The following is a 24,750-nucleotide window of genomic DNA, read 5'->3' as shown; positions in this document are numbered from 1 at the left end:
GGGTATTAACGCTGGGTATCGGTGTGCTGGCCGGGCTGAAAATGCAGTGGCGTTAGATAATCAGACCGGAGAGGACGGGGGATTCGCGTGGCTGTGCTCGCATTGCCCTGTTTATTGGGCGGAATTGCCAATTCTGGCTTCGTGGTTGAGACTGGCGCCCCAATCATTGATGCTGCTGAACATCACCGTGGCACCGGTCGCACCAGCCATATTGGCACCCGCAGGTTCCTTGATTGGGAAGGCGGCCACCTGGCCGGGAAGGACGGGCCCAACGCCTGCCTCGAAGGATTTGCCGTTGAGCTGCAATTCAACGCCAGCCACATTGACCACAAAGGCGCTGGGATTGCGTGCGTTCAACACAGGCTGGTTTTTGGCGTCAACGCCTGCCGACCATTGAAGCAGGGCAGGAGCCTCCTGGGCATTGCCGGGCAGATTGCCGGGCCGGTACATGAGCTTGACGCGAGTGCGAAAGGCGAACTGGAGATTGTTGGAGTCGCCTTCCATTTCCGCCTTGGGCGGGACGTCCAGCACGTTGAGCCAGAACAGGGATTCCTTGTCGGCAGGCAGTGCTTCGCCCGAATAGATGATGCGCAACGTCTGGCTCTTGCCTGCCTCGATGCGCATGATGGTGGGCGTGATGACGAAGGGAACGTCGATGTTCTCAGGCGATTCCTGGTTGTTGCCCTTGTCCAGCCAGGTCTGCACCAGGGCAGGTTTGCTGCCTTCGTTGGTGAGCTGGATGGTGGCTTCCTTCTCGCCACTGGGGAAGATGATGCGCGTGCCCGTCAATGTCACGCTGGCCTGTGCCGCCGTTCCAAGAAGAAGGGTCAACAGGATGGCAGCAAGCCCATATGAACGTTTGATCGTCAGCATCGGAGAACTCTCTGGGTTTTGAGCGAAAGAATGGGGCCAGGCCCATGTCGGGAAAGCAGAAGACACGGCATATCGACCACCGCAAGGCGGCCGATATGCCTGAAAGTCAGTGATTACTGATAGACCAGCGAGTAGGTCACCGAGGTGTCGGTACGGCCTGCGGTCACGGGGCCGGTGGCCACGTATTCGGAGGCGAAACGCATGATGGCCCGGCCATTGCCACCGACCTTGTTGTCGATGTCCACAAAGCGCGATTGGGCGGAACCGATCTTCAGGCGCTCGTTGTTGCTGGGATCCACGATGGCGATCTGGACACCGGAGGCCACGGTGGGCGCACCAGTACCGCTGGCCGCTGCGGGCTTGAGCATGCCGGTGACCAGGTCCACGTTGGGGCCGGCTTCGAAGAACACGGCGACCTTGGAGACGGGCGCTGTGGAGGTGGCGGTGGCCAGCTCACAGCCGCTGAGTTCCAGCGAGAACGCCTGGCGGCCGACCGTGGCACCCACGGTGGCCAGCTGGTTGTTCGCCACGTTGGGCAGCTTCACGCCGTCCTTGGCGGCGCCGGCGACCGTGGTGTCCACCTTGCAGGTGGTGGTGACCACCTCGCCCGTGAAGTTGATGGTGCCGTCTGCTGCTTGAGCGGTGTTCATGGCCATCATGACCAGGCCGGCAACCGATGTCAGCAATGCGATCTTTTTCATGGGTATTCCCTCGATTTGAAGAGATAAATGAAATTCCAGCAGCGATGAATGCGCTGATGGAATAAGAAACTGTGTGAATGGTTGAGTGGTTAATAAATCATCAGTGTTCCATGTTCACCTCATCAATCCAATGGTTGGTAACTGTCAGCATGGTCAAGGATTTGCAGGGGGTGCGATCATGCTGGAATAGGTGGTGGCGCTGACATGGAGAAATTGTTCGGATGAGGGAGCGTTGGCGAGGGATGGGCGAGGTTTGTTTCTCTGGCATGTTTGAAGTTGAATTGTTCAAATACACCAGTGCCCAATGGTGCGGATGCGATGCAGGAGAGAATCTGTCAAAGAAAAAGGCGAAACAAAAACCTGTTCTTTGGGTATGTGATGGATTCTAGGTGTGCACCGCTACTATATGAAATAGGGCGCATTCTGATAATTGATGCTTGATCTAGGAATAGTCCTAGATTTGCTCTGTCGAATGGGGAAAAGAGGGTGCACAGCCCGCCTGCGCCGGGCGGTTGGCTGTGCTGAGGGTGATGGTGTCTGCGGGGGGAGCGCGGGTCCTGCAGATCAGGAGGGGCCGATGGGGTGGTCGAAGGCGAAGGCGCAGGCCTGCAAGGGCTGCACCGGCCCTCGGCCCTGTGGATCAGGGGCGCTGGGTCAGCAGGTACTGCGCCATTTCGGCAAAGCCGTCTCCACGCTCGGCCTGGGTGACATGGCGAGGCAGGTGCTTGAGCTGGGGCACGAAGCGCGCGATGTTGGCCACGCCCAGGCTGTGGGGCATGTGCTCGAACATGAGCTGGTCGTTGGTGGAGTCGCCGATGTAGATCCAGCGGTCCAGCGTGGCGTCGAGGTCGATGTCGAACAGCGTGCGCAGGATCCAGCGTGCGCCTTCGAGCTTGTTGTGCGCGCCAAACCAGCCGTTGATGTGGATGGAGCTGACGGTGGCGTTCATGCCCGCCGCCTTCATGATGGCCACGCAGCGGTCAATGTCCTGCTGGGGCATCTGGGTGAATTCGCTGTGGTCCACGGCAATGTCGCATTCGCGGCCCGCCGAGTCGGTGGCGCGCAGCGCCCCGGGCACGGTAGCCTCGATCTCGGCCAGCACCTGCTGCATGCGCGCGTAGTTGGCGGTGCGCGTGGCCTCGTCCTGCTGGTAGAGCTTGTCCAGCCCGCCCTGCGCATTGCGCCGCAGTGCCACGGCGCCGTTCTCGGCCACGATGGCATCCACAGGCCAGGCCTGGGCAAACGGCTCGCTCCAGCCCACGGGCCTGCCCGTGATCGGCACCACGCGCAGGCCGGACTGCTTGAGCCGGGCGATGGCATCGACGACATGGTCCGGCACCACGCCCTCGGTGGTCAGGGTGTCGTCGATGTCGGTGAGGATGCCGAGCGGCGATGCGGGAGGTGTCCAGAGGGACAGCGGCTGGAGGGGTGTAGGCACGGTCGTCAAAATGCAAAAAGCCGCCCGGGGCGGCTTGTAAAAGGGCAGCGTTTGCGCGCACGGACCGTGCGCGCAAGGGCTCCATCCTACTGCCTGGCGAATTCGACGATGGCCTTGTAGAACTTGTCGGAGCCGTCCTTGGGGTTGTCGGGGGACAGCTCCATGCGGTTGACGCCGTGTTCGGCTGCGCCCTTGAAGCGCTGGTTGATCACCGAGAAGTAGTAGGGGCTGATGAAGGTGGCGCCTGCGTCATAGTGGGCCTTCAGCGCGGCCAGGTGCGTTCCGTCAAGTTTCCATTGCTGCGGATTGAACTCGGGCGCGCCGTAGCCGCTACCGATCTGGTGCTGCTTCATGAAACCGCGCAGCCAGTCGCTGTTGGTGGCGCCGCCATACATGTTCAGGCCCTGCTTCCAAGGTGCCTTGCCATCCAGTGTCTGGGTGGAGGCGAACAACTGCGGATTCCAGGAGGGATTCACATCGGGAATGATTTGGTGGGAATAGAGCTTGGCGGCGGGCAGGCCGGCTGCAATGGCTCGTTCATGGAACACCGCAAGCTGTGCATACACTTGGGATTCGCGGTACTGGTTCCAATCCTTGGCCAAGGGGTTGTAGTAGACGTCCTGCAACTGGGCTGGCATGTCGAGCCAGAAGCGCACGCCCTGCTTTTCCAGCATGGACGTGGGCGGCATCCAGCCGAGCCGTCTGGGGTACAGATTGACCATCTTGCCCTGATTGCGCGGAACGACAACGAAGTTGGCATTGGCCAACGGGTATTTGCGTCCCTTGGACTCGGCCACGACCTGAACGATGTGCTGTCCGGCGGACAGGTTGCTGAAGTCGAGGTTGTAGCGGAACCCGGTGTTGGGGCTGGTGATGTTGTCCACGGCGCGGTAGACGTCCAGCCGGTTGAGGCCGCGGGCCATGGGCCCTACCAGCTTGCCGTCCAGATAGAGATCCAGGCGCTCGATTGCCTGCTTTGGGTCCCACAGCCAGCCGCCCACGGGAAGTGTGCCGTCGGCGAATGCGTCATAGTGTTCACCGAAGCCGTTGAGCTTTTCCTTGCGTATGTCCTTGGAGGGGGCCGGAATGACATCGAACGACGCGTAGTCCAGCCCGGTTTGTGCCTTGAACTGGGCAATGTCCTTGTATTTGGCCTGAAGCCATTGGCGAAAGCCTGCGACCGAGCCCGGGCTGTAGTCGGTGACACGGATGTCCTGATAGGCACCCATGCCGTTCTCGAAGTCCGGGAACATGTGGTGCAGTTCACCGGGCAGGGTATAGGCAATGATGCGGTCCTGTACGGGCTTGGGCAGCTCCCGGATCTTCCTGGCCATGTATTCGAGGGCCTTGAAGCGGTAGTGGTTGACGGGAACCGAAGCATCCGTCGAGAGCGTGTAGGGCAGGATGCGGTAGCCGAAATAGCCCAGTTCCAGGGGCTTGCCGTCTTTCAACTGCATCAGGTTGACGGGGTCCTTGGCCAGCTCGGCGGCAATGGGGCCGACCGAGTCGAAATGGTCTGCCGAGAAATACAGCACGACCGGACGCTGCACCTTGCGGATAACGTTCAGGAAGCTGTCCACCTTGGCTTCGTCGATTTCCCAGCCCTTGGCCGTGCGCTGGTACAGCCCCAGCAATTGCAGCGTGGCGGTGTAGCCGATCTGCACGTTGCCCTTGGGGCCGCCTGGCTCCAGCGTGTCCAGCAGGCGGTTGACGGCAGCGGAGCCGTCCAGCTTGCGCTGCTGGCAGAAGGCATAGGCCTCGTCCATGGACTTGATCCTGGTGTCTGCAACGGCTTCATCGCACAGGAGCATGCCTTCCACCGTGGGCGCGATGACCAGGGGCTGGCCGCGCGTGGCACCAGAACCTGTCTGTGCATGGGCTGCCATGGATGCCAGGGCAAGGCCTGCGGCGATCAGCGTGGATGCGTATGGAAGGTGGAAGGTGCGAGGCAGGTGGGGCATGGATGGGCTGGTGGACAGGACTGGATGTGGCAGGCCGCGAAGACGGCGCGGTCAGGCGACGGCTTCGTCTTCGAGGGACAGGCTGACCGGCTCGGTGGGCACGCTGCTCACGTCGTAGTGCAGAAAGGCGATCAGGCACTGGATGCCGATGATGATGGGCAGCGCCGCCAGCATGACGGTTCCGCTGGTGGCGGGATGGCTGGCGCCACCGATCCAATGCCAGAGACCGAACAAGGTGCCCAGCAGCACGAGCAGCACGCCGCTCAGGCTGTACAGCGTTCCCACGTTGAAGTCGCGTACCAGATAGTTGTAGACATAGCGCCGCCACAGCCGAGAGGCGTGCTTGCGCAGGAATTCGGGCAGCACCTTGCCTATCCTGAGGTTGGACTCTTCATCGGCATAGACCGAATCCATAGGCACATCCTTGACGACGGCGCGCACTGTATTCAGGCGGAACAGCATGTCGGTCTCAAAGAAGTAACGGCTTTCCAGCTTGTCCAGCGGCAGCTCGGCCAGCACGCAAGTGCGCACGGCGGTGTAGCCATTGGTGGGGTCCATCACGTTCCAGTAGCCGCAGCTGAGCTTGGTCATGAAGGACAGCACGGCATTGCCGAACAAGCGTACCGGCGGCATGTCCTGTACCGACTCAGGCCGGTAGAAGCGGTTGCCCTTGGTGTAGTCGGCCTGGTGGCGCAGCAGAGGACGCACGAACAGCGGCAGCAGCGAGGGGTCCATCTGGCCGTCACCGTCGATCTTCACCACGATATCCATGCCGTCGGCAATCGCCGCCTTGTAGGCCGTGACGATGGCGCCGCCCACGCCCCGGTTCTCGGGGTTGTAGAGCACGCGCACGCGTGGGTCCGTGTTGTTCTCCTCGATGAAGCGTCCGCTGCCGGCAGGGCAGGCGTCGTCCACGGCATAGATGGCCTCGACTTCGGGGCCGATGGCGTTGATGACACCGAGCACATGCTGGGTGACCTTGTAGCAGGGGATAGCGACAGCGATACGCAAAATTGACCTCTAGTTGGTTGATGCAATAGCTACACCGGCCATTATGAGCGCGCCACCGGCAAATGTTCTCCAGTGCAATGGCTCATTGAATACCACCCATGCGAGAGTAGGGACGATCAGAAATGCCAAGCCCATGAAAGGGTATGCCATATGCAGAGGGGCGTGGCGAAGAATCCAGATCCATCCCAGGGTGGTGAACCCGTAAAGGACTAGAGAGGAAAAAAGCCAACCATTGAGAATCCAATCAATAATTTGAGGATTTTCCGGTAGCGCAGTGGCGGCTTTTTGAATAGTAATTGTCCAATTGATATGCAAACCACACACAAGAATGTTAGTAATGTCAATATAGGTGTCATACGATTATTTTTTGTATGAATGCCATGTTTTTTCATCTGTAGTATTGGCAAGAATACTAGTGTGATCGTGAAGAATGGAAGTATGTATCGGTATTCGCCCGCGATAGAGAATAGAAAAATCCCGCCCAATTGCACTATCATGGGGGTGGAAATTAAAAGAAGCGATTTATTGCATTTTGTGATGCCGTCGCGCATTGCTATGAATAGCAATGCAAGGCCAAGAAAAGGCGTCCACAAAAGCCAGCGAATATTGTAGCTGACTTCGAATTCATTGAATAATAATTTCTCTGCGTCAGTGAATTTAAAAATCCGGTATTCTGATTCTGATTTTATGATCTTGATGACATGCTCGGCATAGGTGTGGCTTGGTAAGCCTCCTTGTGCAAAAACCGAAGTCAGAAATATATTGACTCTGCTGGACAAAAATGCCGGGATATTTCTCCATAGGTTGTACCTGAAAAATTCGCGGATGATAATATTTTTTTCTGACCGTGGGATGTTCAATACCTGAGGGCCATCCAATTTGAATACAAGTGGGTCCCAATAGTCTCGGTCATAATTTTCCAGATAGACTTGGAGTGGTTTATACCTCTCCATGGCATCTACGGTTTTTTGTGAAACGCGTGGTGATGCCACCCAAAGATTCATGGGTCGAGGTTGTAGGAAATTGACGGTTTCATATATGACCAAAGGGTAAAGTGAGCCATGGCTCCTATTGGGGTGAGCTGAATTGATGACGCCTATCAGAAGGCAGTTAAATGCCAGCAGTGTTGTGAGAAATACACTTGCTCTTCGATTTTTCTTCCACAGCCAGAAGGCAAGTACGGCAACGGGCACTAAAAAAATTATACCATTTGGACGGCTGAATGCTGCAAATGGAAGTACAAGGATCAGTAGTAGGGAGGCTTTTGATATTTTTTTGCTCTCGGAAATGATCCACAGTTCGAAAAGCAAGCCGGCAATGGCAATAGAGTAAACACCATCCGGATACAAGGTTCCTATGAAGAATATGGCTTGCGGAGCAGTACATATAAAAACGAATAGAAAGATTGCAGTCTTCTTTAGTCCTCGGCTCCAGGTCCAGCTCAATATTCTCGACTGAATGATGGCGGACAGAAGCATAATGACCCCGATGGGGGCTTCAACATGCTCATGGCCGCTGTAGAACAGTTTTACGAAGAAATACCAGAACGCAGGTTTTCCGGAAGCCTGATTGATGGGGTCGTTGACCTCCAACAGAATTGCAATGCTGTCTTGTCCCAGGACACCCGGCCAGAAAACCATCAGCCAAAATCCATAGATGGCTGTGAGTAGTGCAAGAAAAGCCAGGAAGGATTTGGTTTGAGCCTTCATTCCATCTGATGACTGAGAGTCTCTGATCATTGTGGGTTTTCACGCCTATATACATTGATGGGAGTGCCGTGTTTTATGAAAGCATCTGCCGCCTGGGGTATGGTATTTTGGAGCAATTCTATCGCACTCCATGTCACCTTGCTGCCTTTCGGGCAATTGAATGTAGCCTCCAGAAATCCCTCCCCAGCGGGCCTGAGTTGATAATTCCCAAAAATCGCATAGGTGTGCAATGCACCATCAGGCTTGGTATCTATTTCCGTAGATGTACGAAATCCAGGTCGCACCTGATGTGAATTGGTCAAAGAGATGTTGACCTTTTTGCACGAGCTGGAAGCATTTGGTGCGGGAGCCAAGGAAAACCGCATTCTCCATAACATATCCAGGACCATGTAGTGAGACAGGGTGTCGTAGTTGTGCGAAGGCAAAGGAATCCTGAGTTTGGCGGGGGATTCTTCAAGAACCCAGGTGTCTTCGTAAGCCTGGGTTGCGCCCACCGCTGTCATCGTGCCAAAACGCGCATTGTTGAAGATGACTGACGTAGGCCCCGGACGATGAGGATCCATTCCCCATTCTTCGTGGCGTATTGAATACTTTGTAATTGCCGGGGGGAGTGTTATAAGCAAGCCGACAATTGCAATGCGAGAGACAATCCAGCGTATATTGGAATATGGATTTTCCTGTGTTGACCAATTGGGCTTGAATATGATGCCGAGACTGACCCCGCACGCCAGTATAATCCATGGTTCCATGGAATATAAATTATAGCGATCGTTGTAGAGAATAGGCGTCAGTTGCGCGGCCATTGCAAATGGCATGAGCAAGAGCAGGAAAAACAGAAACGCCCGAGATGTATTGTTGTCATCTGTGGATTGGATTTCTGTCTCACGGCGTTGCTTTATCCGATGCTTTATGAAAATTAATGTGGCAGTCAATATGGCTATCCATTCAAATATCCTGAATGGTCTTAAGCCGGGTTCACCCAATAGTTCTGGGGTGCTGTAAAGCAGCCAGGATTTGAACTTGTATCCGAAGAATCTGATATTGTCCGAAAATTCAGTGTTCTTTATGATTTCAAGGGCGACACGTCTGTTAATTTGATCTGATTCAAGAGCGAGGGGGTTTCCCTTGGTTTGAGGGGCAACGGTTCCGGCAATTGCACCCGCATCATAGGCAAACCCTGAGAAAACGGGCTCGAGTCCTGCTTTGATTGGACTTACTCCATAGTAAATGCCGGTGCCCGCACCTGTTCCAATAGACCAAACGTTGAAGTATGTGCCGTTTTTTATAATCACCAGAATCGGAAGAGCCAGTGCCATGATCAATGCAGTACTCAATTGTCGGCAGATAGTGATCTTTTTGATGTCTGCTGTCTTGGCGGCGTATTTCCAGTATATTCCTGCAAAAATTAAGAATGCCAATATCCCCGCAGTGAAGAATTGCAGTATGGGGCGTGTAAGTAGGGTGACTGTGAGACCGAATGCCAAAAATCCGGCACACACTTTTCTTAGTCTGGGTGTGAGTGCATACTCTATAACAGCCGTGATGAGAACAAGTAGTCCAAAAAGATACAGTGACTCTGTAAGGACGTGAGGGGCGTAATAGACGATGGTTGGATGGAATACCAGGAGATAGCTGGATGCCATTCCTGCGACCCATCCGGCCAAGCGATAACCGCAATACCACATCAAAAATACGCAGGCTAGAAATAGAGCGCAGTTCGCAATTTGAATTGAAATGGGGTCTGCTGACCAAAGGGCAGGCCACAAATATCCCAGCGGAGCCACGTTATAGCTCAACTGATCTTCTGTTAGAAAATGCCATGGCGCGGCAAGCAAACCGCGGGCTGCCGGTAGATAGGTATGCTGTGCATCTCCATTCAGTACGGAGCCTGCAGGAGGGAAGAACTGAGCAAGTCTTTTCTGGGCCGATAAGAGAATCCAGATTAGCCAGATGAATGAAATAAATGGTATCCAAATTTTTTTGATATTGCGATTCAACATTCCTGCGTCCAGCGTCACTAATTCGGTGAAAAAGAAAAACCGCAGCTGTTACCCTACTTGCAAAGCCAACCCCGCATGCTCGCGCAGCGGATGAAAGTGAATCTTCGGAAACCGCTCCTGCGCCAATCGCACGTCATACGGCGAGGTGCACAGATAGGCCAGCGTATCGGCCGCATCGCGCGCCATGCGCAGCGGGTAGGCGTTCTCGAATTCGCGCAGTTCGGCCGGGGTGTCGGCCGTGATCCAGCGTGCGCCGGTGTACTGGCAGCCTTCCAGGCGGATGTCGCAGTCGTATTCGGCGTTCAGGCGGTGCTGGACGACTTCGAATTGCAGCTGGCCCACGGCGCCCAGCAGCATGTTGCCGCCGGCCTCGGGCTTGAAGACCTGGATGGCGCCTTCCTCGCCCAGCTGCATCAGGCCCTGCTGCAGCTGCTTGGTGCGCAGCGGGTTCTTGAGCACCACGGTCATGAACATTTCCGGGGCGAAGAAGGGCAGGCCCGTGAATTGCAGGTTGGTGCCGTCAGTGATGGTGTCGCCCAACTGCACGCCGCCGTGCGTGGTGAAGCCGATGATGTCGCCCGCATAGGCTTCTTCTACGGCTTCGCGGCGCTGGCTCATGAAGGTCACGACCGAGGTGGGGCGCAGCTCCTTGGCAGTGCGCTGGACCTTCATCTTCATGCCGGGCGTGTACTTGCCCGAGGCCACGCGCACGAAGGCGATGCGGTCGCGGTGGTTGGCATCCATGTTGGCCTGGACCTTGAAGACCACGCCGGAGAAGCCTTCGTCCTCGGGGTGGATGATCTTTTCCACAGGCTGCTTGTTGACCAGCAGCGAGCTTTTGCGGGGGCCGGGCGGGGGCGACATGTCGACCACGGCATCCAGCACTTCCATGACACCGAAGTTGTTCACGCCGGAGCCGAAGAAGACCGGCGTGAGCTTGCCTGCCAGGAAAGCCTCGTGGTCCCAGGGGGCCGAGGCGCCCTGGGCCAGTTCCATGCTTTCCAGCGCATCGTCGAAGGACTGGCCGAAGCGCGCGCGCAGCTTGTCGGCCTCGGCCAGGGGAATGGCCTCGAAGTCCTGCGGGCGGCGTTCGCTGCCGGGCTGGAACACCGTCATGGTCTGGGTGAGCAGGTTGATGATGCCGCCGAATTGCCGGCCCTGGCCCACAGGCCAGGTGACGGGGCAGCAGGGCATGCCCAGCTCGCGCTCGACTTCGTCGAGGATGTCCAGCGGATCGCGCACTTCGCGGTCCATCTTGTTGACGAAGGTGATGATGGGCGTGTCGCGCTGGCGGCAGACCTCGATCAGGCGGCGGGTCTGCGATTCCACGCCGTTGGCGGCGTCGATGACCATCAGCGCCGAGTCCACGGCCGTGAGCACGCGGTAGGTGTCTTCCGAGAAGTCCTTATGGCCGGGCGTGTCGAGCAGGTTGACCACATGGTCGCGGTAGCTCATCTGCATGACCGAGCTGGCCACCGAGATGCCGCGCTGCTTTTCGATTTCCATCCAGTCGGAGGTGGCATGGCGGCTGGCCTTGCGGCCCTTGACGGCGCCCGCGATCTGGATCGCGCCCGAGAACAGCAGTAGCTTTTCGGTCAGCGTGGTCTTGCCCGCGTCGGGGTGGGAAATGATGGCAAAAGTCCGGCGGCGCCGGGTTTCAGAGGCGTATGACACAGTATTGAAAGCGCAAAGGCAGGGCGGTGCCTGCCAGGAAAGGGAGACGTAATGTCTGTCGCGGGCGGCCATTGGGCATGGAGCCAAGCGAGGCCGCAAATGGCCGCCATTCTACTTTCGCACTGGAAATATCGGCGAACAGGGATGTAAGTCGTGCCCCTGGTTTCTTGATGCCGTCTTGATACGGCATGCCGCAATCTCAATCCGCTTTTGACAGCCCCGGCCCTAGAGTTTTCCCCATCGCAACAACAGGTGCCGCCAAGCGGTGCCGATGCGGGAGAAATTCCTATGACCCTGACCGAAATCACCGGATGGCTGGGCGCCCTGGGCGCCCTGGCTGTGTTTGTCTACCTCGGATACGCATTGCTGCGGCCCGAGCAGTTCTGAGGTGGCGCAGATGCAAGACCTGATCTTTATCGCCCTGAGCCTGGGCTGCTTCGGGGGCCTGCTGGCCTTCGTGGCAGCGCTGGGCCGGATTTGACTGCCTGAAAGGAGACCGCCATGTGGTTGACCTGGATGGAATATGCACTGGTGCTGCTGCTGATGACGGCGCTGGCCGTGCCCATGGGGCAGTGGCTGGCACGCTGCTTCACGAGTGAGCACCATGCCTGGATCGAGCGGCTGAGCTTTCGCGCCCTGGGCGTGAACCCGGCCGAGCGCATGGGCTGGCAGCGCTACGGGCTGGCGCTGCTGCTGTCCAACGGCGCCATGCTGCTGCTGGGCTATGCGCTGCTGCGCGCGCAGGGCTGGCTGCCGCTCAATGCGCTGGGCAATGCGGCGCAGACACCGGACCTGGCCTTCAACACGGCCGTGTCCTTTGTGACCAATACCAACTGGCAGGCGTATTCGGGCGAGAGCAGCCTGTCCAACGCCACGCAGATGGTGGCCATCACCTTCATGATGTTCGCTGGCGCGACAACGGGCGTGGTCGCCGCGGCGGGTGTCATCCGCGGCCTGGCGCGCTCCAGTGCCTCGGACCTGGGCAACTACTGGGTGGACTATGTGCGCATGCTCTGGCGCGTGATGCTGCCGCTGAGCTTTGTGGTGGCCCTGGTCTATGTGTGGCAGGGCGTGCCGCAGACGCTGGATGGCCAGGCCTGGGCGACGACGCTGGAGGGCGCTCGCCAGCAGATTCTTCTCGGCCCCGTGGCCAGCCTGGAGAGCATCAAGCACATCGGCACCAACGGTGGCGGCTTCTTCGGCATGAATGCGGCCCATCCGTTCGAGAACCCCACGCCGCTGACCAACGCATTCCACATCCTGGGCATGCTGCTGATCCCGTCGGCGCTGACCTATGCGCTTGGCTCCATGCTGCTGCGCCGTCGCCAGGGCTGGGTGCTGTTCGGCGCCTGCCTGGTAATGTTCGTGGGCTTTCTGGCGCTGGTGTTCACGGCCGAGCAGGCAGGCAATCCGCTGCTGACGGCCGCAGGTGCCGACCAGCAGATCAGCGCCACCCAGCCGGGCGGCAACATGGAGGGCAAGGAGCTGCGCTTTGGCATCGCCGATACGGCGTTGTTCGTGGCCACGACCACGGCCGCGACCACAGGCTCGGTCAATGCCATGCATGACTCGCTGACGCCGCTGGGCGGGCTGGTGCCGCTGGCGCAGATGATGCTCAACTGTGTGTTCGGCGGCGACGGCGTGGGCCTGATCAACCTGCTGCAGTACGCCATCCTCACGGTCTTCCTGGCCGGCATGATGATCGGCCGCACGCCCGAGTTCCTGGGCAAGAAGATCGAGGCGCGCGAGATCAAGCTGGTGATGCTGGCCGTGATGGCGCACCCGATCTCCATCCTGGGCTTCACGGCGTTGGCTGCGGTCTGGCCCGACACCATGGCCAGTCTGACCAATCGGGGGCCGCACGGCTTCTCGGAGGTGCTCTATGCCTATGCCTCGGGCACGGCCAACAACGGTTCGGCCTTTGCGGGCCTGAATGCGAACACGCCGTTCTTCAACACCACCATCGGCCTGGCCATGCTGGCGGGCCGGTATCTGACGCTGCTGCCCATGCTGGCCCTGGCCGGCAGCCTGGCGGCCAAGCCCACCGTGCCTGCGGGGCCGGGCACCTTCCCGACCGCCACGCCGCTGTTCATGGGGCTGCTGGTCTTCGTGGTGGTCGTGGTCGGCGGGCTGACCTTCCTGCCTTCGCTGGCCCTGGGGCCCGTGGTCGAGCAGCTGCAGATGCTGTCAGGACAGGTCTACCCCTGAATCCCTGAGCCAGCTGAGCACGTTTTTTTCTTGGCCGCCGGTTCTGCCTTGGCAGGGCCGTGCGGCGGAGGTTTCGAGATGCAAGTTCAAACACATACTTCCGGCCCCTTGCCGGTGCTGCGCGCTGATGCGCAGGCCCAAGCGCAGGCCGTTCCTGGCGGGCTGCGCTCGCTGTTCGGCCCCAGCCTGCGGTCGGCGCTGTTCGTCGCCGTGGTCACGGGCCTGGCCTATCCGCTGGTCACCACGCTCGTGGCCCAGGCTGCGTTTCCCAAGACCGCCAATGGCAGCCTGGTCATGCGCCAGGGCTCGGTCGTGGGCTCGGCCCTGATCGGACAGGAGTTCGCCTCGCCCCGTTATTTCCAGGGCCGGCCCAGCGCCACCACGGCGCCTGATCCCGACAAGGCCGATGCCACGGTGGCCGCGCCTTACAACGCTGCGCTGTCGGCTGCCACCAACCAGGGGCCGACCCATGCGGCGCTCAAGGAGTCCGTGGCGGCGCGCGTGGCGGCCTACCGCGAACTCAATGGCCTGGCTGCAGATGCTGCGGTGCCTGTGGATGCCGTGACGGCCTCGGCCTCCGGCCTGGATCCGCACATCTCGGTGGCCAATGCCGAGCTGCAACTGCCGCGCGTGGCCCGCGAGCGCCAACTGCCCGTGGCCAAGGTCCAGGAACTGTTGCGCCAGCAGGTGGAGCCGCGCGTGCTGGGCCTGCTGGGCGAGCCGCGCGTGAACGTGCTGCAGCTGAATCTGGCGCTGGACGATCTTTCGGCCGCGACGCTGCAGCCTGCGGCAGTCCATGCCGCCAAGGAGTAAGCCATGTCGCGCAAAACTGCTTTGTCCCTGTTCGATCCTTCGCTGGTGCGCCAGGCGCTGGGTGACTCCGTCCGCAAGCTGGCACCCAGCGCGCAATGGCGCAACCCGGTGATGTTCGTGGTCTACCTGGGCGCCATCTTCACCAGCCTGCTCTGGGCCCAGGCCCTGGCGGGCGAAGGCGAGGCGCCTGCGGGCTTCATCCTGGCGATTGCGCTGTGGCTGTGGTTCACCGTGCTGTTCGCCAACTTTGCGGAGGCGCTGGCCGAGGGGCGCAGCCGCGCCCAGGCCGCCAGCCTGCGCAGCATGAAGCGCAGCACCGTCGCCAAGAAGCTGGAGCAGGCCAACTACCAGAGCCGCTGGCATCCCGTGGGTGCCGAAGAACTGCGTTCGGGCATGTGGGTGCTGGTGGAGGCCGGCGACACCGTGCCGCTGGACGGCACCGTGATCGAGGGCGTGGCCTCGGTGGACGAGAGCGCCATCACCGGCGAATCGGCCCCCGTGATCCGCGAGGCCGGCGGCGACTTCTCTTCGGTCACCGGCGGCACGCGCGTGCTGTCGGACTGGCTGGTGGTGCAGATCACCGTCAATCCCGGTGAGTCCTTCCTCGACCGCATGATCTCCATGGTGGAGTCGGCCCGCCGCCACAAGACGCCCAACGAGCTGGCGCTGACCATTTTGCTGGTCGGGCTGACGCTGCTGTTCCTGCTGGTCATCGTTACGCTGCGGCCCTATTCGTCCTTTGCGGTGGAGCTGACGGGCAGCGGCCAGGTCGTGGGACTGACGGTGCTGATCGCCCTGCTGGTGTGCCTGATCCCGACCACCATCGGCGGCCTGCTGTCGGCCATTGGCGTGGCGGGCATGAGCCGCATGATGCAGGCCAACGTGATCGCCACCTCGGGCCGCGCCGTGGAGGCGGCCGGCGACGTGGACGTGCTGCTGCTGGACAAGACCGGCACCATCACGCTGGGCAACCGCCAGGCCAGCGAGTTCCTGCCCGCGCCCGGCGTGACGGCCGCGCAGCTGGTGGATGCGGCGCAGCTGGCTTCGCTGGCCGACGAGACGCCTGAAGGCCGCAGCGTGGTCGTGCTTGCCAAGGAAATGCATGGCCTGCGCGAGCGTGACCTGGCAACCCTGCATGCCGTCTTCGTGCCCTTCACGGCCCAGACGCGCATGAGCGGCGTGGACATGCCGCAGCCGGACGGCGCCACGCGCAGCCTGCGCAAGGGCGCGGCCGACGCCGTGCGCCGCCACGTTGAAGCCATGGGCGGCAAGTTCCCGCCCGCCATGCTCAAGGTGGTGGAGGATGTGTCGCGGCGCGGCAGTACGCCGCTGGTCGTGGCCGACGGTGCCCGCGTGCTGGGCGTGATCGAGCTCAAGGACGTGGTCAAGCACGGCATACGCGAACGCTTTGCCGAGCTGCGCCGCATGGGCATCAAGACCGTGATGATCACGGGCGACAACCCGCTCACGGCGGCGGCCATTGCGGCCGAGGCCGGCGTGGACGACTACCTGGCCGAAGCCACGCCCGAGGACAAGCTGCGCCTGATCCGCGAACACCAGGCCGCAGGCCGCCTGGTGGCCATGACCGGCGACGGCACCAATGACGCGCCCGCATTGGCCCAGGCCGACGTGGCCGTGGCCATGAACAGCGGCACCCAGGCGGCCAAGGAAGCCGGCAACATGGTGGACCTGGACAGCAACCCGACCAAGCTCATCGAGGTCGTGGAGACCGGCAAGCAGATGCTGATGACGCGCGGCGCGCTGACCACCTTCAGCGTGGCCAACGACGTGGCCAAGTATTTCGCCATCATCCCGGCCGCCTTCGTGGGCACCTATCCGCAGCTGTCGGCGCTCAACGTCATGGGGCTGGCCAGCCCGGGCTCGGCCATCCTGAGTGCCGTGATCTTCAACGCGCTGATCATCATCGTGCTGATCCCGCTGGCCTTGCGTGGCGTGCCCTACCGTGCCATCGGCGCCTCGGCCCTGCTGCGGCGCAACCTGCTGGTCTACGGACTGGGAGGCCTGGTCGTTCCCTTCATCGGCATCAAGCTGATCGACATGCTGCTGGTGGCTCTGAACCTGGCGTGACCCTGTGCGGCCCGCCTGCCCGGCCGGGCAGGCCCCGTTTTGCTCTTCTCTTCAAGAAAACCAAGATGAAATCCGTTCCCTCCATGGCGGCCGCTGGTGCCGTCCCCCGTTTCTCCCTGGCCGCACTGCTGTCGCTGGCGGCCGCATCCTGCCATGCGCAGGCCGAGACCTCCCCCGTCAGCGCTGCCAGCGCCGCTGCCCAGGAATCGCCCGCACCCGCCTACGCCCTCACCGGCAGCGTGACGCTGCTCAGCGACTATCGTTTCCGTGGCATCTCGCAAAGCTGGATGGGGCCGGCGCTGCAGGGCGGGCTGGAGCTGTCGCTGCCGCGGGGCGCCTACCTGGGCGTGTCCGGCTCCAGCGTGTCGCGCCACAGCTATCTGGATGGCCGCGCGCTGGAGCTGGACCTGTACGGCGGCTGGCGTACCGAGCTGCTGCCGGGCTGGACGGGCGACATCGGCCTGCTGCACTACAACTACCCCGGCGCGCGCGTGCCCCGCGGGGATGGCAGCGGCGGCGTGCGCTACGACACCACCGAGGCCTATCTGGGCGTCACCAACGGCGGCTTCAGCGCCAAATGGTCGCTGGCGCTCACGCCTTACTTCGGGCTGCGCGACAGCACGGCGGCCACGGCCTTTGCAGAGGCGCTTCCCGGCAGCGGCAGCTCACGCGGCAGCAGCTATCTGGACCTGAACTACCAGCATCCTCTGGGCGACTGGGCCGTGCTGGGCCTGCATGCCGGCCACACGCAGGTGCGCAACTACAGCGAACTGTCGTATGCCGACTGGCGCGTCTCGCTGGCCCGCAGCTGGGGCCCATGGACGGCCACGCTGGCCTGGGCAGGCACCTCGGCCGACACGCGCTACTACCGCGCGGCCAACGCGGCGGGCCAGATGCAAAGCCTGGGCCGCAGCGGCTGGGTGCTGTCGCTGTCGGCGGCGTTCTAGTGTGGGAGCACGCTCTGGTGCTAGGCTGAGAACCATGCCCATTTCGTCCTCTGCCGAGCCGGCGCCGCCCGGTCTGCCGCGCCCCGATCCCGACGCCCTGGTCGCGCGCCTGCGCCATGAGCGGGCGCAGGAGGGACGGGGCAAGCTGCGCATCTACTTCGGATCGAATGCAGGCGTGGGCAAGACCTACGCCATGCTGGCCGCCGCCCAGCGCGAACGCCAGGGGGGCCGCGAGGTTCTGGTGGGACTCGTGGAAACCCATGGCCGCAAGGAAACGGCGCAGCAGCTGCATGGCCTGGAGCAGCTGCCGCTGCGCGAGCTGCCGCACCAGGGGCGGACGCTGCGCGAGTTCGACCTGGATGCGGCGCTCGCGCGGCGGCCGCGCGTGCTGCTGCTCGATGAACTGGCGCACAGCAATGCGCCGGGTTCGCGCCATCCCAAGCGCTGGCAGGACGTGCAGGAGCTGCTGGACGCAGGCATCGATGTCTGGACCACGATCAACGTGCAGCACCTGGAAAGCCTGAACGACGTGGTGGGCGGCATCGTGGGCATCACGGTGCGCGAGACCGTGCCCGATCAGATCTTCGACGATGCCGACGAGGTCATCGTCGTCGACATCTCGCCCGACGAACTGCTGCGCCGGTTGAAGGACGGCAAGGTCTACATGCTGGAGCAGGCCGAGCGGGCCTCGCGCAACTTCTTCAGGCGCGGCAACCTGCTGGCGCTGCGCGAGCTGGCGCTGCGCCGCACGGCCGATCGCGTGGACGAGGACATGCGCGACTACCGGCGCGAGCGCTCCATAGGCACGGTCTGGCCTGCGCGTGAGCGCCTGCTGGTGGCGGTGGCAGGACACGCGGGCGACGACGCCCTGGTGCGCCAGGTCGCGCGCATGGCGCGCCGGCTCGATGCGGACTGGATGGTGGTCTACGTGGACGCGCCCCAGCGCCAGCACCGCCCACGCAGCGTGCAGGCCGCCGTGCTCAAGACCCTGGCCCTGGCCGCGCGCCTGGGGGCCGAGACGGCCACGCTGCCGGGCGCCGATGTGGCCGAGGCCCTGGTTGCCTTCGCGCGCGAGCGCAACGCCAGCCGCCTGGTACTGGCCCAGCCGCCGCGCCCGGCATGGTCGCCCTGGCGCTGGTGGGGCCGCAGCCTGCCTGACCGCATCGTCCAGCTGCATCCCGACATCGACGTGCTGGTGCTCTCCGGGGGCTCCAGCGCGGCCCGGACCGAGGCCGCGCCTGCCGCACCGCTGCGGCGCAGGCCGCTGCCCTGGAAGGGCTATGCCGGCGTGACCCTGGCCTGCTTGACCGCCACGGTGCTGGCCGAGCAGCTGCTGCGCATCTTCGACCCGGCCAACGTGGTGATGCTGTTCCTGCTCATCGTCGTGCTGTCTTCGTTGCGCTGGGGGCGTGGCCCGGGCGCCTGGGCGGCGCTGCTGTCGGTACTGTGCTTCGACTTTTTCTTCGTGCCTCCGCGCGGATCCTTCCATGTCAACGACACGCAGTACCTGTTCACCTTCGTGCTGATGCTGGGCGTGGCCCTGGTCTGCGGCCAGCTCATGGCGCGGCTGCGCCACGAGGCGCGCGTGGCGGCCGAGCGCGAGCGGCGCGCGGGCGCCCTGGCGCGGCTGGCGCGCGACCTGTCGGGCGCGCTCACGCAGGAGCAGGTGGTGGAGATTGCGCTGCGCACGGTCTCGGGCGTGTTCGACGCCCAGGCCGGGCTGCTGCTGCCCGATGCCGACGAGCGCCTGCGCCCCGCCGGCGGCGGCCCCTGCCCCATGGACGACAGCATTGCGCGCTGGGCCATGGACCATGGCCAGCAGGCCGGCCAGGGCACGGACACGCTGCCGGCCGCACCGGCCCGCTATGTGCCGCTGGCCGCACCCGTGCGCATGCGCGGCGTGCTGGTGCTGCAGCTGCGCGCGCCGCAGCGCCTGGAGGTGCCCGAGGAGCAGCGCCTGCTGGAGGCCTGTGCCAGCCAGGTGGCGCTGGCGCTGGAGCGCCAGCACTTCGTGGCCGTGGCCCAGCAGACCCAGATCGCCATGGAGGGCGAGCGCATGCGCAACACCCTGCTGTCGGCCGTCTCGCACGACCTGCGCACCCCGCTGACCACCATCCTGGGCGCGGCCGAGGCCGCGCAGCGCCATGTGCCGCCGGGCGGCGCGGCCGACATGCTGGAGCAGGTCCGCATCCAGGCGCAGGCCATGCAGCGCCTGGTGGAGAACCTGCTGGACATGGCGCGCCTGCAGCAAGGCGGCGTGCACCTGCAGCGCGAATGGCTGCCGCTGGACGAAGTGGTGGGCAGCGCGCTGCGCCAGATGCGCGCGCGCCTGGGCCAGCATCCCGTGAGCACCGACGTGCCCGCCAGCCTGCCGCTGCTGCAGCTCGATGCCCTGCTCATGGAGCGCGTGCTGGTCAATCTGCTGGACAACGCCGCCAAGTACACGCCGGCCGGCACGCCGCTGGCCATCAGTGCGTGTGTGCAGGATGGCGAACTGCTGCTGTCCGTGCGCGACGGCGGGCCGGGCCTGCCATCCCACCTGCCGGTGGAGACGCTGTTCGAGCCCTTCACGCGCGGCACGGCCGAGTCCACCGTCTCGGGCATCGGCCTGGGCCTGGCGCTGGTGCGCAGCATTGTCGAGGCGCATGGCGGGCGCATCGAGGCTGCCGCCGCGCGGCCCGGCCCGGGCACCATCTTCACGCTGCGCTTTCCCGTGCCCGAGCAGCCTGCGCTGGATTAGAGTCCCGCCATGCACGAAAGCACTCCATGAGCACGCCCGCCAACCGCATCCTGATGATCGAGGACGACCCCGGCATCCGCCGCTTCGTGCGCCTGGTGCTGGAAGACGAAGGCTGGCAGGTCTTCGAGGCCGACAGCGCGCGCCGCGGCCTGATCGAGGCCGCGAGCCGCCAGCCCGACCTGGTCATCCTCGACCTGGGCCTGCCGGACGCCGATGGCAAGCAGGTCCTGACCGAGCTGCGCGGGTGGTCCTCCGTGCCCGTGCTCGTGCTCTCCGCGCGCGAGCGTGAGGACGAGAAGGTGGCCGCATTGGATGCCGGCGCCGACGACTACCTGGTCAAGCCCTTCGGCGTGCCCGAGCTGCTGGCCCGGCTGCGCGTGATGCTGCGCCGCCGCCAGCAGCTGGGCGCCGCCGGTGGGGCGGGCGGCACCGCCGCGTCCAGCAAGGTGCACTTCGGCCCGGTGCAGGTGGACCTGGCCACGCATGAGGTGCGGCGCGCGGGGCAGCCGGTGCACCTCACGCCCATCGAATTCCGCCTGCTGGCGGCCCTGATCGCCGCCCAGGGCCGTGTGATGACCCACCGCCAGCTGCTGCTGCAGGTCTGGGGCCCCGAGTACCTGAGCCGCGCCCACTACCTGCGCGTGCACATGGCCAATCTGCGCCAGAAGATCGAGGACGAGCCGGCCCAGCCGCGCCACCTGGTGACCGAGCTGCAGGTGGGCTACCGGCTTGTGGGGCTGGGCGGTGAGGCATCCCCGGGATCGGTATAATCGGCGCCTCTCCGAGGAGCGTTGCAGCGGCCCCCACACATCAGGCGTGGTCGCGAGGCTCGGAGTCATACCTGCAACGACGCTCGCCCACGCTTTCTGTGCGGTGAGCTTTTTTTCGTCTCCCGCAGAACGTGGTTTTTCATTCATCTTTTGGAGAAAACCATGAACGCTGCTGTTCGTCCCGTTTCCGCCGACACGGCCATCGCTGACATTTCCCTCGCTGCCTGGGGCCGCAAGGAAATCCTGATCGCCGAAACCGAAATGCCCGGCCTGATGGCCACGCGCGAGGAATTCGCCGCTGCCCAGCCCCTCAAGGGCGCGCGCATCACCGGCTCGCTGCACATGACCATCCAGACGGCCGTGCTGATCGAGACGCTCAAGGCCCTGGGCGCCGAAGTGCGCTGGGCGTCGTGCAACATCTTCTCGACGCAGGACCACGCTGCTGCCGCCATCGCGGAAACCGGCACGCCCGTGTTCGCCATCAAGGGCGAATCGCTGGCCGACTACTGGGACTACACCCACCGCATCTTTGAATTCGGCGCCGCCGGCACCGAAGGCGAAGGCCCCAACATGATCCTGGACGACGGCGGCGACGCCACCATGCTGCTGCACCTGGGCATGCGCGCCGAAAAGGACCTGTCCGTGCTGGACAACCCCGCCTCCGAAGAAGAGAAGATCGCCTTCGCCGCCATCCGCGCCAAGCTGGCCCAGGACCCCACCTGGTACACGCGCAAGAGCGCCCACATCATCGGCGTGACCGAAGAGACCACGACCGGCGTGCACCGCCTCAACGAGATGTCGGCCAAGGGCACGCTGAAGTTCCGTGCCATCAACGTCAACGACTCGGTCACCAAGAGCAAGTTCGACAACCTCTACGGCTGCCGCGAATCGCTGGTGGACGGCATCAAGCGCGCCACCGACGTGATGATCGCCGGCAAGGTTGCCGTGGTGGCCGGCTACGGCGACGTGGGCAAGGGCTGCGCCCAGGCGCTGCGCGCGCTGTCGGCCCAGGTCTGGGTCACCGAGATCGATCCCATCAACGCCCTGCAGGCGGCCATGGAAGGCTACAAGGTCGTGACCATGGAGTGGGCAGCCGACAAGGCCGACATCTTCGTGACCACCACCGGCAACCGCGACATCATCCGCCACGAGCACATGGTGGCCATGAAGAACGAAGCCATCGTCTGCAACATCGGCCACTTCGACAACGAGATCGACGTCGCCTCCATCGAGCAGTACCAGTGGGAAGAAATCAAGCCCCAGGTGGACCACATCACCTTCCCTGACGGCAAGAAGATCATCCTGCTGGCCAAGGGCCGCCTGGTGAACCTGGGTTGCGCCACCGGCCACCCCAGCTTCGTGATGAGCGCCTCGTTCGCCAACCAGACCATCGCCCAGATCGAGCTGTTCACCAAGCCCGATGCCTACGAGGTCGGCAAGGTCTACGTGCTGCCCAAGATCCTGGACGAGAAGGTTGCCCGCCTGCACCTGAAGAAGGTCGGCGCCATGCTGACCGAACTGACGGACGGCCAGGCTGCCTATATCGGCGTGAGCAAGCAGGGCCCCTACAAGCCCGAAACTTATCGCTACTAAGCACCCCCTGAGGCGCTGACGCGCCTTCCCCCTCTCTATCCGCTTCGCGGAGGAGGGGGACGACGCCCTCGCTGCGGGGCGGCCCTTGCTTGGCGTCCCTGAGTTGGGTCGCGCCGGTTTCGGGCATTAGTCAACTGAGATTTCCTGGAGCGACGCTATGCGCGCAGATGTATTTTTGGTGGAAGCCGGCCATGCGGCCACGCGCTCGCAGGCGCAGCGGCTGATTGCGGGCGGCGTGCAATGGCGCATGACGCCGCTGACGCCTTGGAAGAAGGTTGCCAAGAACGGCGACGAGATTCCTGCGGGTGCCGAGCTGCAGCTGCTGGACGGGGCCGAGGCCCGGTTCATCTCGCGCGGCGGGCTGAAGCTGGAAGGCGCGCTGGCGGCCACCAAGCTGTCGGTGGACGGCCTGCGCTGCCTGGACGTGGGCCAGAGCACGGGCGGTTTCACCGACTGCCTGCTGCAGGCGGGCGCCGCCCAGGTCATCGGCGTGGATGTGGGCCATGGCCAGCTGCACGACCGGCTGCGCTCGGATGTGCGTGTGATCTGCGTCGAGGGTGTCAATGCCCGCGCGGTGACGGCCGAGGGCCTGCAGGAGTCCTGCGAGGAAGTGCTGTCCGAACGCTGGGAAGAAGATCCCGACGACAACGACACCCAGCCCGTGGCGCCCTATGCCTGGATGCGCAACGGCGGTCTGGTCGATGAAGACTACGACGACAGCGACGACGCCAAGGAAAAAGAGATCGAGGCCTTCAAGGCCGAGCGCGCGGCCAAGGGCAAGGCCCGGGAGGAAGGCACGGTGGCCACGCAGCGCCGCCGCCGCGCCGAGTTTGCCGACGTGGACATCACGCCGCAGTTCGACTTCGTCACGGGCGATCTGTCCTTCATCTCGCTGACCCTGGTGCTGCCGGCCGTCACGCGCCTGCTCAAGCCGCACGGCCAGCTGCTGATGCTGGTCAAGCCGCAGTTCGAACTGCAGCCGGGCCAGGTCGGCAAGGGCGGCATCGTGCGCGATGCGGCCCTGTTCACCGAGGTGGAGCAGCGCATCCGCACCTGCCTGGGCGAGCTGGGCCTGGAGGTCAAGGGCTGGATGGAGTCGGCCATCGAAGGCGGTGACGGCAACCGCGAATTCTTCGTGCATGCCCAGCAGGCGGCCGTGGTGAAGGAGCCTGCACAGCCTGAAACGCAGGACGACGACGAGCCCCGTTCGGCCGTGAAAGCCGCGCCTAAGCCGGCCGCGCCCAAGCGCGTGTCCCGCACCGTGCTGCGCGAGCAGCGCAACGAGCGTGTGATCGACACCAGCACCGAGTTCGGCGTGCCCGGACCGGGCCGCGCCAAGCTGCGCAAACGCAACGAATGAAACACTGAGCAGTGAGTCTTACATGAGCTTTCCGATCAGCTTCGAATTCTTCCCGACCAAGACGCCCGAAGGGGCGGCCAAGCATGTGCAGGTGCGCAAGAACCTCTATGCGCGCAAGCCCCAGTTCTGCTCCGTCACCTATGGCGCGGGCGGCTCCACGCAGGCCGGCACCTTCAACATGGTGCGTGACATCCAGAGCGAAGGCGTCAGCGCGGCATCGCATTTCTCCTGCGTGGGCGCCACGCACGACAAGGTGCGTGCCGAGCTGCAGGAGCTCAAGGCCATGGGCGTGCGCCGCATCGTTGCGCTGCGCGGCGACCTGCCCAGCGGCTACGGCCTGGGCGGTGAATTCCAGTACGCCAGCGACCTCGTGGAATTCATCCGCCGCGAGTTCGGCGACTGGTTCCACATCGAGGTGGCAGCCTACCCCGAGGTCCACCCGCAGGCGAAATCCCCACATTCCGATCTGGAAGCGTTTGCGGCTAAAGTGCGCGCTGGCGCGGATTCCGCGATCACCCAATATTTCTACAATGCCGACGCCTACTGCCGTTTCGTTGATGCGGCGCGCGGCATGGGGCTTGATGCACCGGTTGTTCCCGGCATCATGCCCATCACCAGCTCTACGCAGCTGATGCGCTTCTCGGACGCCTGCGGCGCCGAGATCCCGCGCTGGATCCGCCTGCGTCTGCAGGCTTACGGAGATGACACGGCGTCCATTCGCGCCTTCGGCCTCGATGTCGTGTCCCGTCTATGCGAGCAGTTGCGCAGCCAGGGCGCTCCCGGGCTGCACTTCTATACGATGAACCAGAGCGTCGCCACGCTGGAAATCTGCGATCGATTGGGCCTTTGAGCGCGCAGCCACTG

At 63.0% G+C, this 24,750-nt stretch carries 19 protein-coding genes and 1 riboswitch; of the genes, 10 read left to right on the top strand and 9 right to left on the bottom strand.

Annotation, left to right across the window (positions count from 1 at the left end; all coding sequences use genetic code 11):
- Nucleotides 1–111: 111 nt before the first annotated feature.
- The 9 genes from CLV01_RS28310 to CLV01_RS28275 all read right to left on the bottom strand — a co-directional run bounded on the left by CLV01_RS28310 (nucleotide 112) and on the right by CLV01_RS28275 (nucleotide 11,367).
- Complete coding sequence (locus CLV01_RS28310; protein WP_099732667.1) at nucleotides 112–873, bottom strand: fimbrial biogenesis chaperone; 762 nt, start codon at nucleotides 871–873, stop codon at nucleotides 112–114.
- Nucleotides 874–986: 113 nt separating this feature from the next.
- Nucleotides 987–1,574, bottom strand: a complete 588-nt coding sequence (locus tag CLV01_RS28305; RefSeq protein WP_013800427.1) for a fimbrial protein — start codon at nucleotides 1,572–1,574, stop codon at nucleotides 987–989.
- 640 nt (nucleotides 1,575–2,214) lie between these two features.
- Entirely contained in the window at nucleotides 2,215–3,012 is a 798-nt protein-coding gene (locus tag CLV01_RS28300; RefSeq protein ID WP_099735029.1) for an HAD-IIB family hydrolase, read from the bottom strand.
- Nucleotides 3,013–3,098: 86 nt separating this feature from the next.
- Nucleotides 3,099–4,973, bottom strand: a complete 1,875-nt coding sequence (locus CLV01_RS28295) for a hypothetical protein (protein WP_099732668.1) — start codon at nucleotides 4,971–4,973, stop codon at nucleotides 3,099–3,101.
- Between the two features lie 51 nt (nucleotides 4,974–5,024).
- Nucleotides 5,025–5,984 carry a glycosyltransferase family 2 protein gene (locus tag CLV01_RS28290; protein WP_012207727.1) on the bottom strand — a complete coding sequence of 320 codons (960 nt, stop codon included), beginning with the start codon at nucleotides 5,982–5,984 and terminating at the stop codon, nucleotides 5,025–5,027.
- Between the two features lie 9 nt (nucleotides 5,985–5,993).
- Entirely contained in the window at nucleotides 5,994–6,308 is a 315-nt protein-coding gene (locus CLV01_RS28285) for an EamA family transporter (protein ID WP_257221557.1), read from the bottom strand.
- The gene (locus tag CLV01_RS29795; protein ID WP_257221556.1) at nucleotides 6,194–7,693 is read right to left on the bottom strand and encodes a hypothetical protein; all 1,500 of its coding nucleotides are present in this window, start codon (nucleotides 7,691–7,693) and stop codon (nucleotides 6,194–6,196) included. The genes CLV01_RS28285 and CLV01_RS29795 overlap by 115 nt, the downstream gene beginning before the upstream one ends.
- A 26-nt stretch (nucleotides 7,694–7,719) precedes the next feature.
- Complete coding sequence (locus tag CLV01_RS29010; RefSeq protein ID WP_143289996.1) at nucleotides 7,720–9,693, bottom strand: hypothetical protein; 1,974 nt, start codon at nucleotides 9,691–9,693, stop codon at nucleotides 7,720–7,722.
- A 48-nt stretch (nucleotides 9,694–9,741) separates the two neighbouring features.
- Nucleotides 9,742–11,367: a peptide chain release factor 3 gene (locus tag CLV01_RS28275; protein WP_099732669.1), complete on the bottom strand. Its 1,626-nt coding sequence runs from the start codon at nucleotides 11,365–11,367 to the stop codon at nucleotides 9,742–9,744.
- Nucleotides 11,368–11,655: 288 nt separating this feature from the next.
- On the opposite strand from CLV01_RS28275, the gene CLV01_RS28270 reads away from it, so the two are divergent.
- From CLV01_RS28270 to metF, 10 genes are all read left to right on the top strand, one after another.
- Nucleotides 11,656–11,754, top strand: coding sequence for a potassium-transporting ATPase subunit F (locus CLV01_RS28270; protein ID WP_013800438.1), 99 nt, complete (start codon nucleotides 11,656–11,658; stop codon nucleotides 11,752–11,754).
- A gap of 114 nt (nucleotides 11,755–11,868) precedes the next feature.
- Entirely contained in the window at nucleotides 11,869–13,575 is a 1,707-nt protein-coding gene (gene kdpA, locus CLV01_RS28265; protein ID WP_065347426.1) for a potassium-transporting ATPase subunit KdpA, read from the top strand.
- 78 nt (nucleotides 13,576–13,653) lie between these two features.
- Nucleotides 13,654–14,388 carry a K(+)-transporting ATPase subunit C gene (gene kdpC, locus CLV01_RS28260; protein ID WP_043820205.1) on the top strand — a complete coding sequence of 245 codons (735 nt, stop codon included), beginning with the start codon at nucleotides 13,654–13,656 and terminating at the stop codon, nucleotides 14,386–14,388.
- A 3-nt stretch (nucleotides 14,389–14,391) separates the two neighbouring features.
- Nucleotides 14,392–16,476 (top strand): potassium-transporting ATPase subunit KdpB, encoded by a 2,085-nt coding sequence (gene kdpB / locus CLV01_RS28255; RefSeq protein WP_099732670.1) that lies wholly within the window; start codon nucleotides 14,392–14,394, stop codon nucleotides 16,474–16,476.
- Nucleotides 16,477–16,559: 83 nt separating this feature from the next.
- Nucleotides 16,560–17,423, top strand: a complete 864-nt coding sequence (locus tag CLV01_RS28250; RefSeq protein ID WP_099732671.1) for a TorF family putative porin — start codon at nucleotides 16,560–16,562, stop codon at nucleotides 17,421–17,423.
- Between the two features lie 34 nt (nucleotides 17,424–17,457).
- On the top strand, nucleotides 17,458–20,163 hold the full coding sequence (locus CLV01_RS28245; RefSeq protein ID WP_099732672.1) for a sensor histidine kinase: 2,706 nt from the start codon (nucleotides 17,458–17,460) through the stop codon (nucleotides 20,161–20,163).
- Between the two features lie 26 nt (nucleotides 20,164–20,189).
- Nucleotides 20,190–20,933, top strand: coding sequence for a response regulator (locus tag CLV01_RS28240; protein WP_034397322.1), 744 nt, complete (start codon nucleotides 20,190–20,192; stop codon nucleotides 20,931–20,933).
- Nucleotides 20,934–20,940: 7 nt separating this feature from the next.
- A riboswitch (S-adenosyl-L-homocysteine riboswitch) is annotated at nucleotides 20,941–21,025 on the top strand.
- Nucleotides 21,026–21,095: 70 nt separating this feature from the next.
- Complete coding sequence (gene ahcY, locus CLV01_RS28235) at nucleotides 21,096–22,526, top strand: adenosylhomocysteinase (RefSeq protein ID WP_013800445.1); 1,431 nt, start codon at nucleotides 21,096–21,098, stop codon at nucleotides 22,524–22,526.
- Nucleotides 22,527–22,683: 157 nt separating this feature from the next.
- Nucleotides 22,684–23,886 carry a TlyA family RNA methyltransferase gene (locus CLV01_RS28230; protein ID WP_099732673.1) on the top strand — a complete coding sequence of 401 codons (1,203 nt, stop codon included), beginning with the start codon at nucleotides 22,684–22,686 and terminating at the stop codon, nucleotides 23,884–23,886.
- Nucleotides 23,887–23,908: 22 nt separating this feature from the next.
- Nucleotides 23,909–24,736 (top strand): methylenetetrahydrofolate reductase [NAD(P)H], encoded by an 828-nt coding sequence (metF, locus tag CLV01_RS28225; protein WP_034397320.1) that lies wholly within the window; start codon nucleotides 23,909–23,911, stop codon nucleotides 24,734–24,736.
- Nucleotides 24,737–24,750 lie beyond the last annotated feature (14 nt).

The organism is Delftia sp. 60 (genome assembly GCF_002754395.1).
GTDB lineage: Bacteria > Pseudomonadota > Gammaproteobacteria > Burkholderiales > Burkholderiaceae_C > Comamonas > Comamonas acidovorans.
This window is presented reverse-complemented; position numbering and strand designations above follow the sequence as displayed.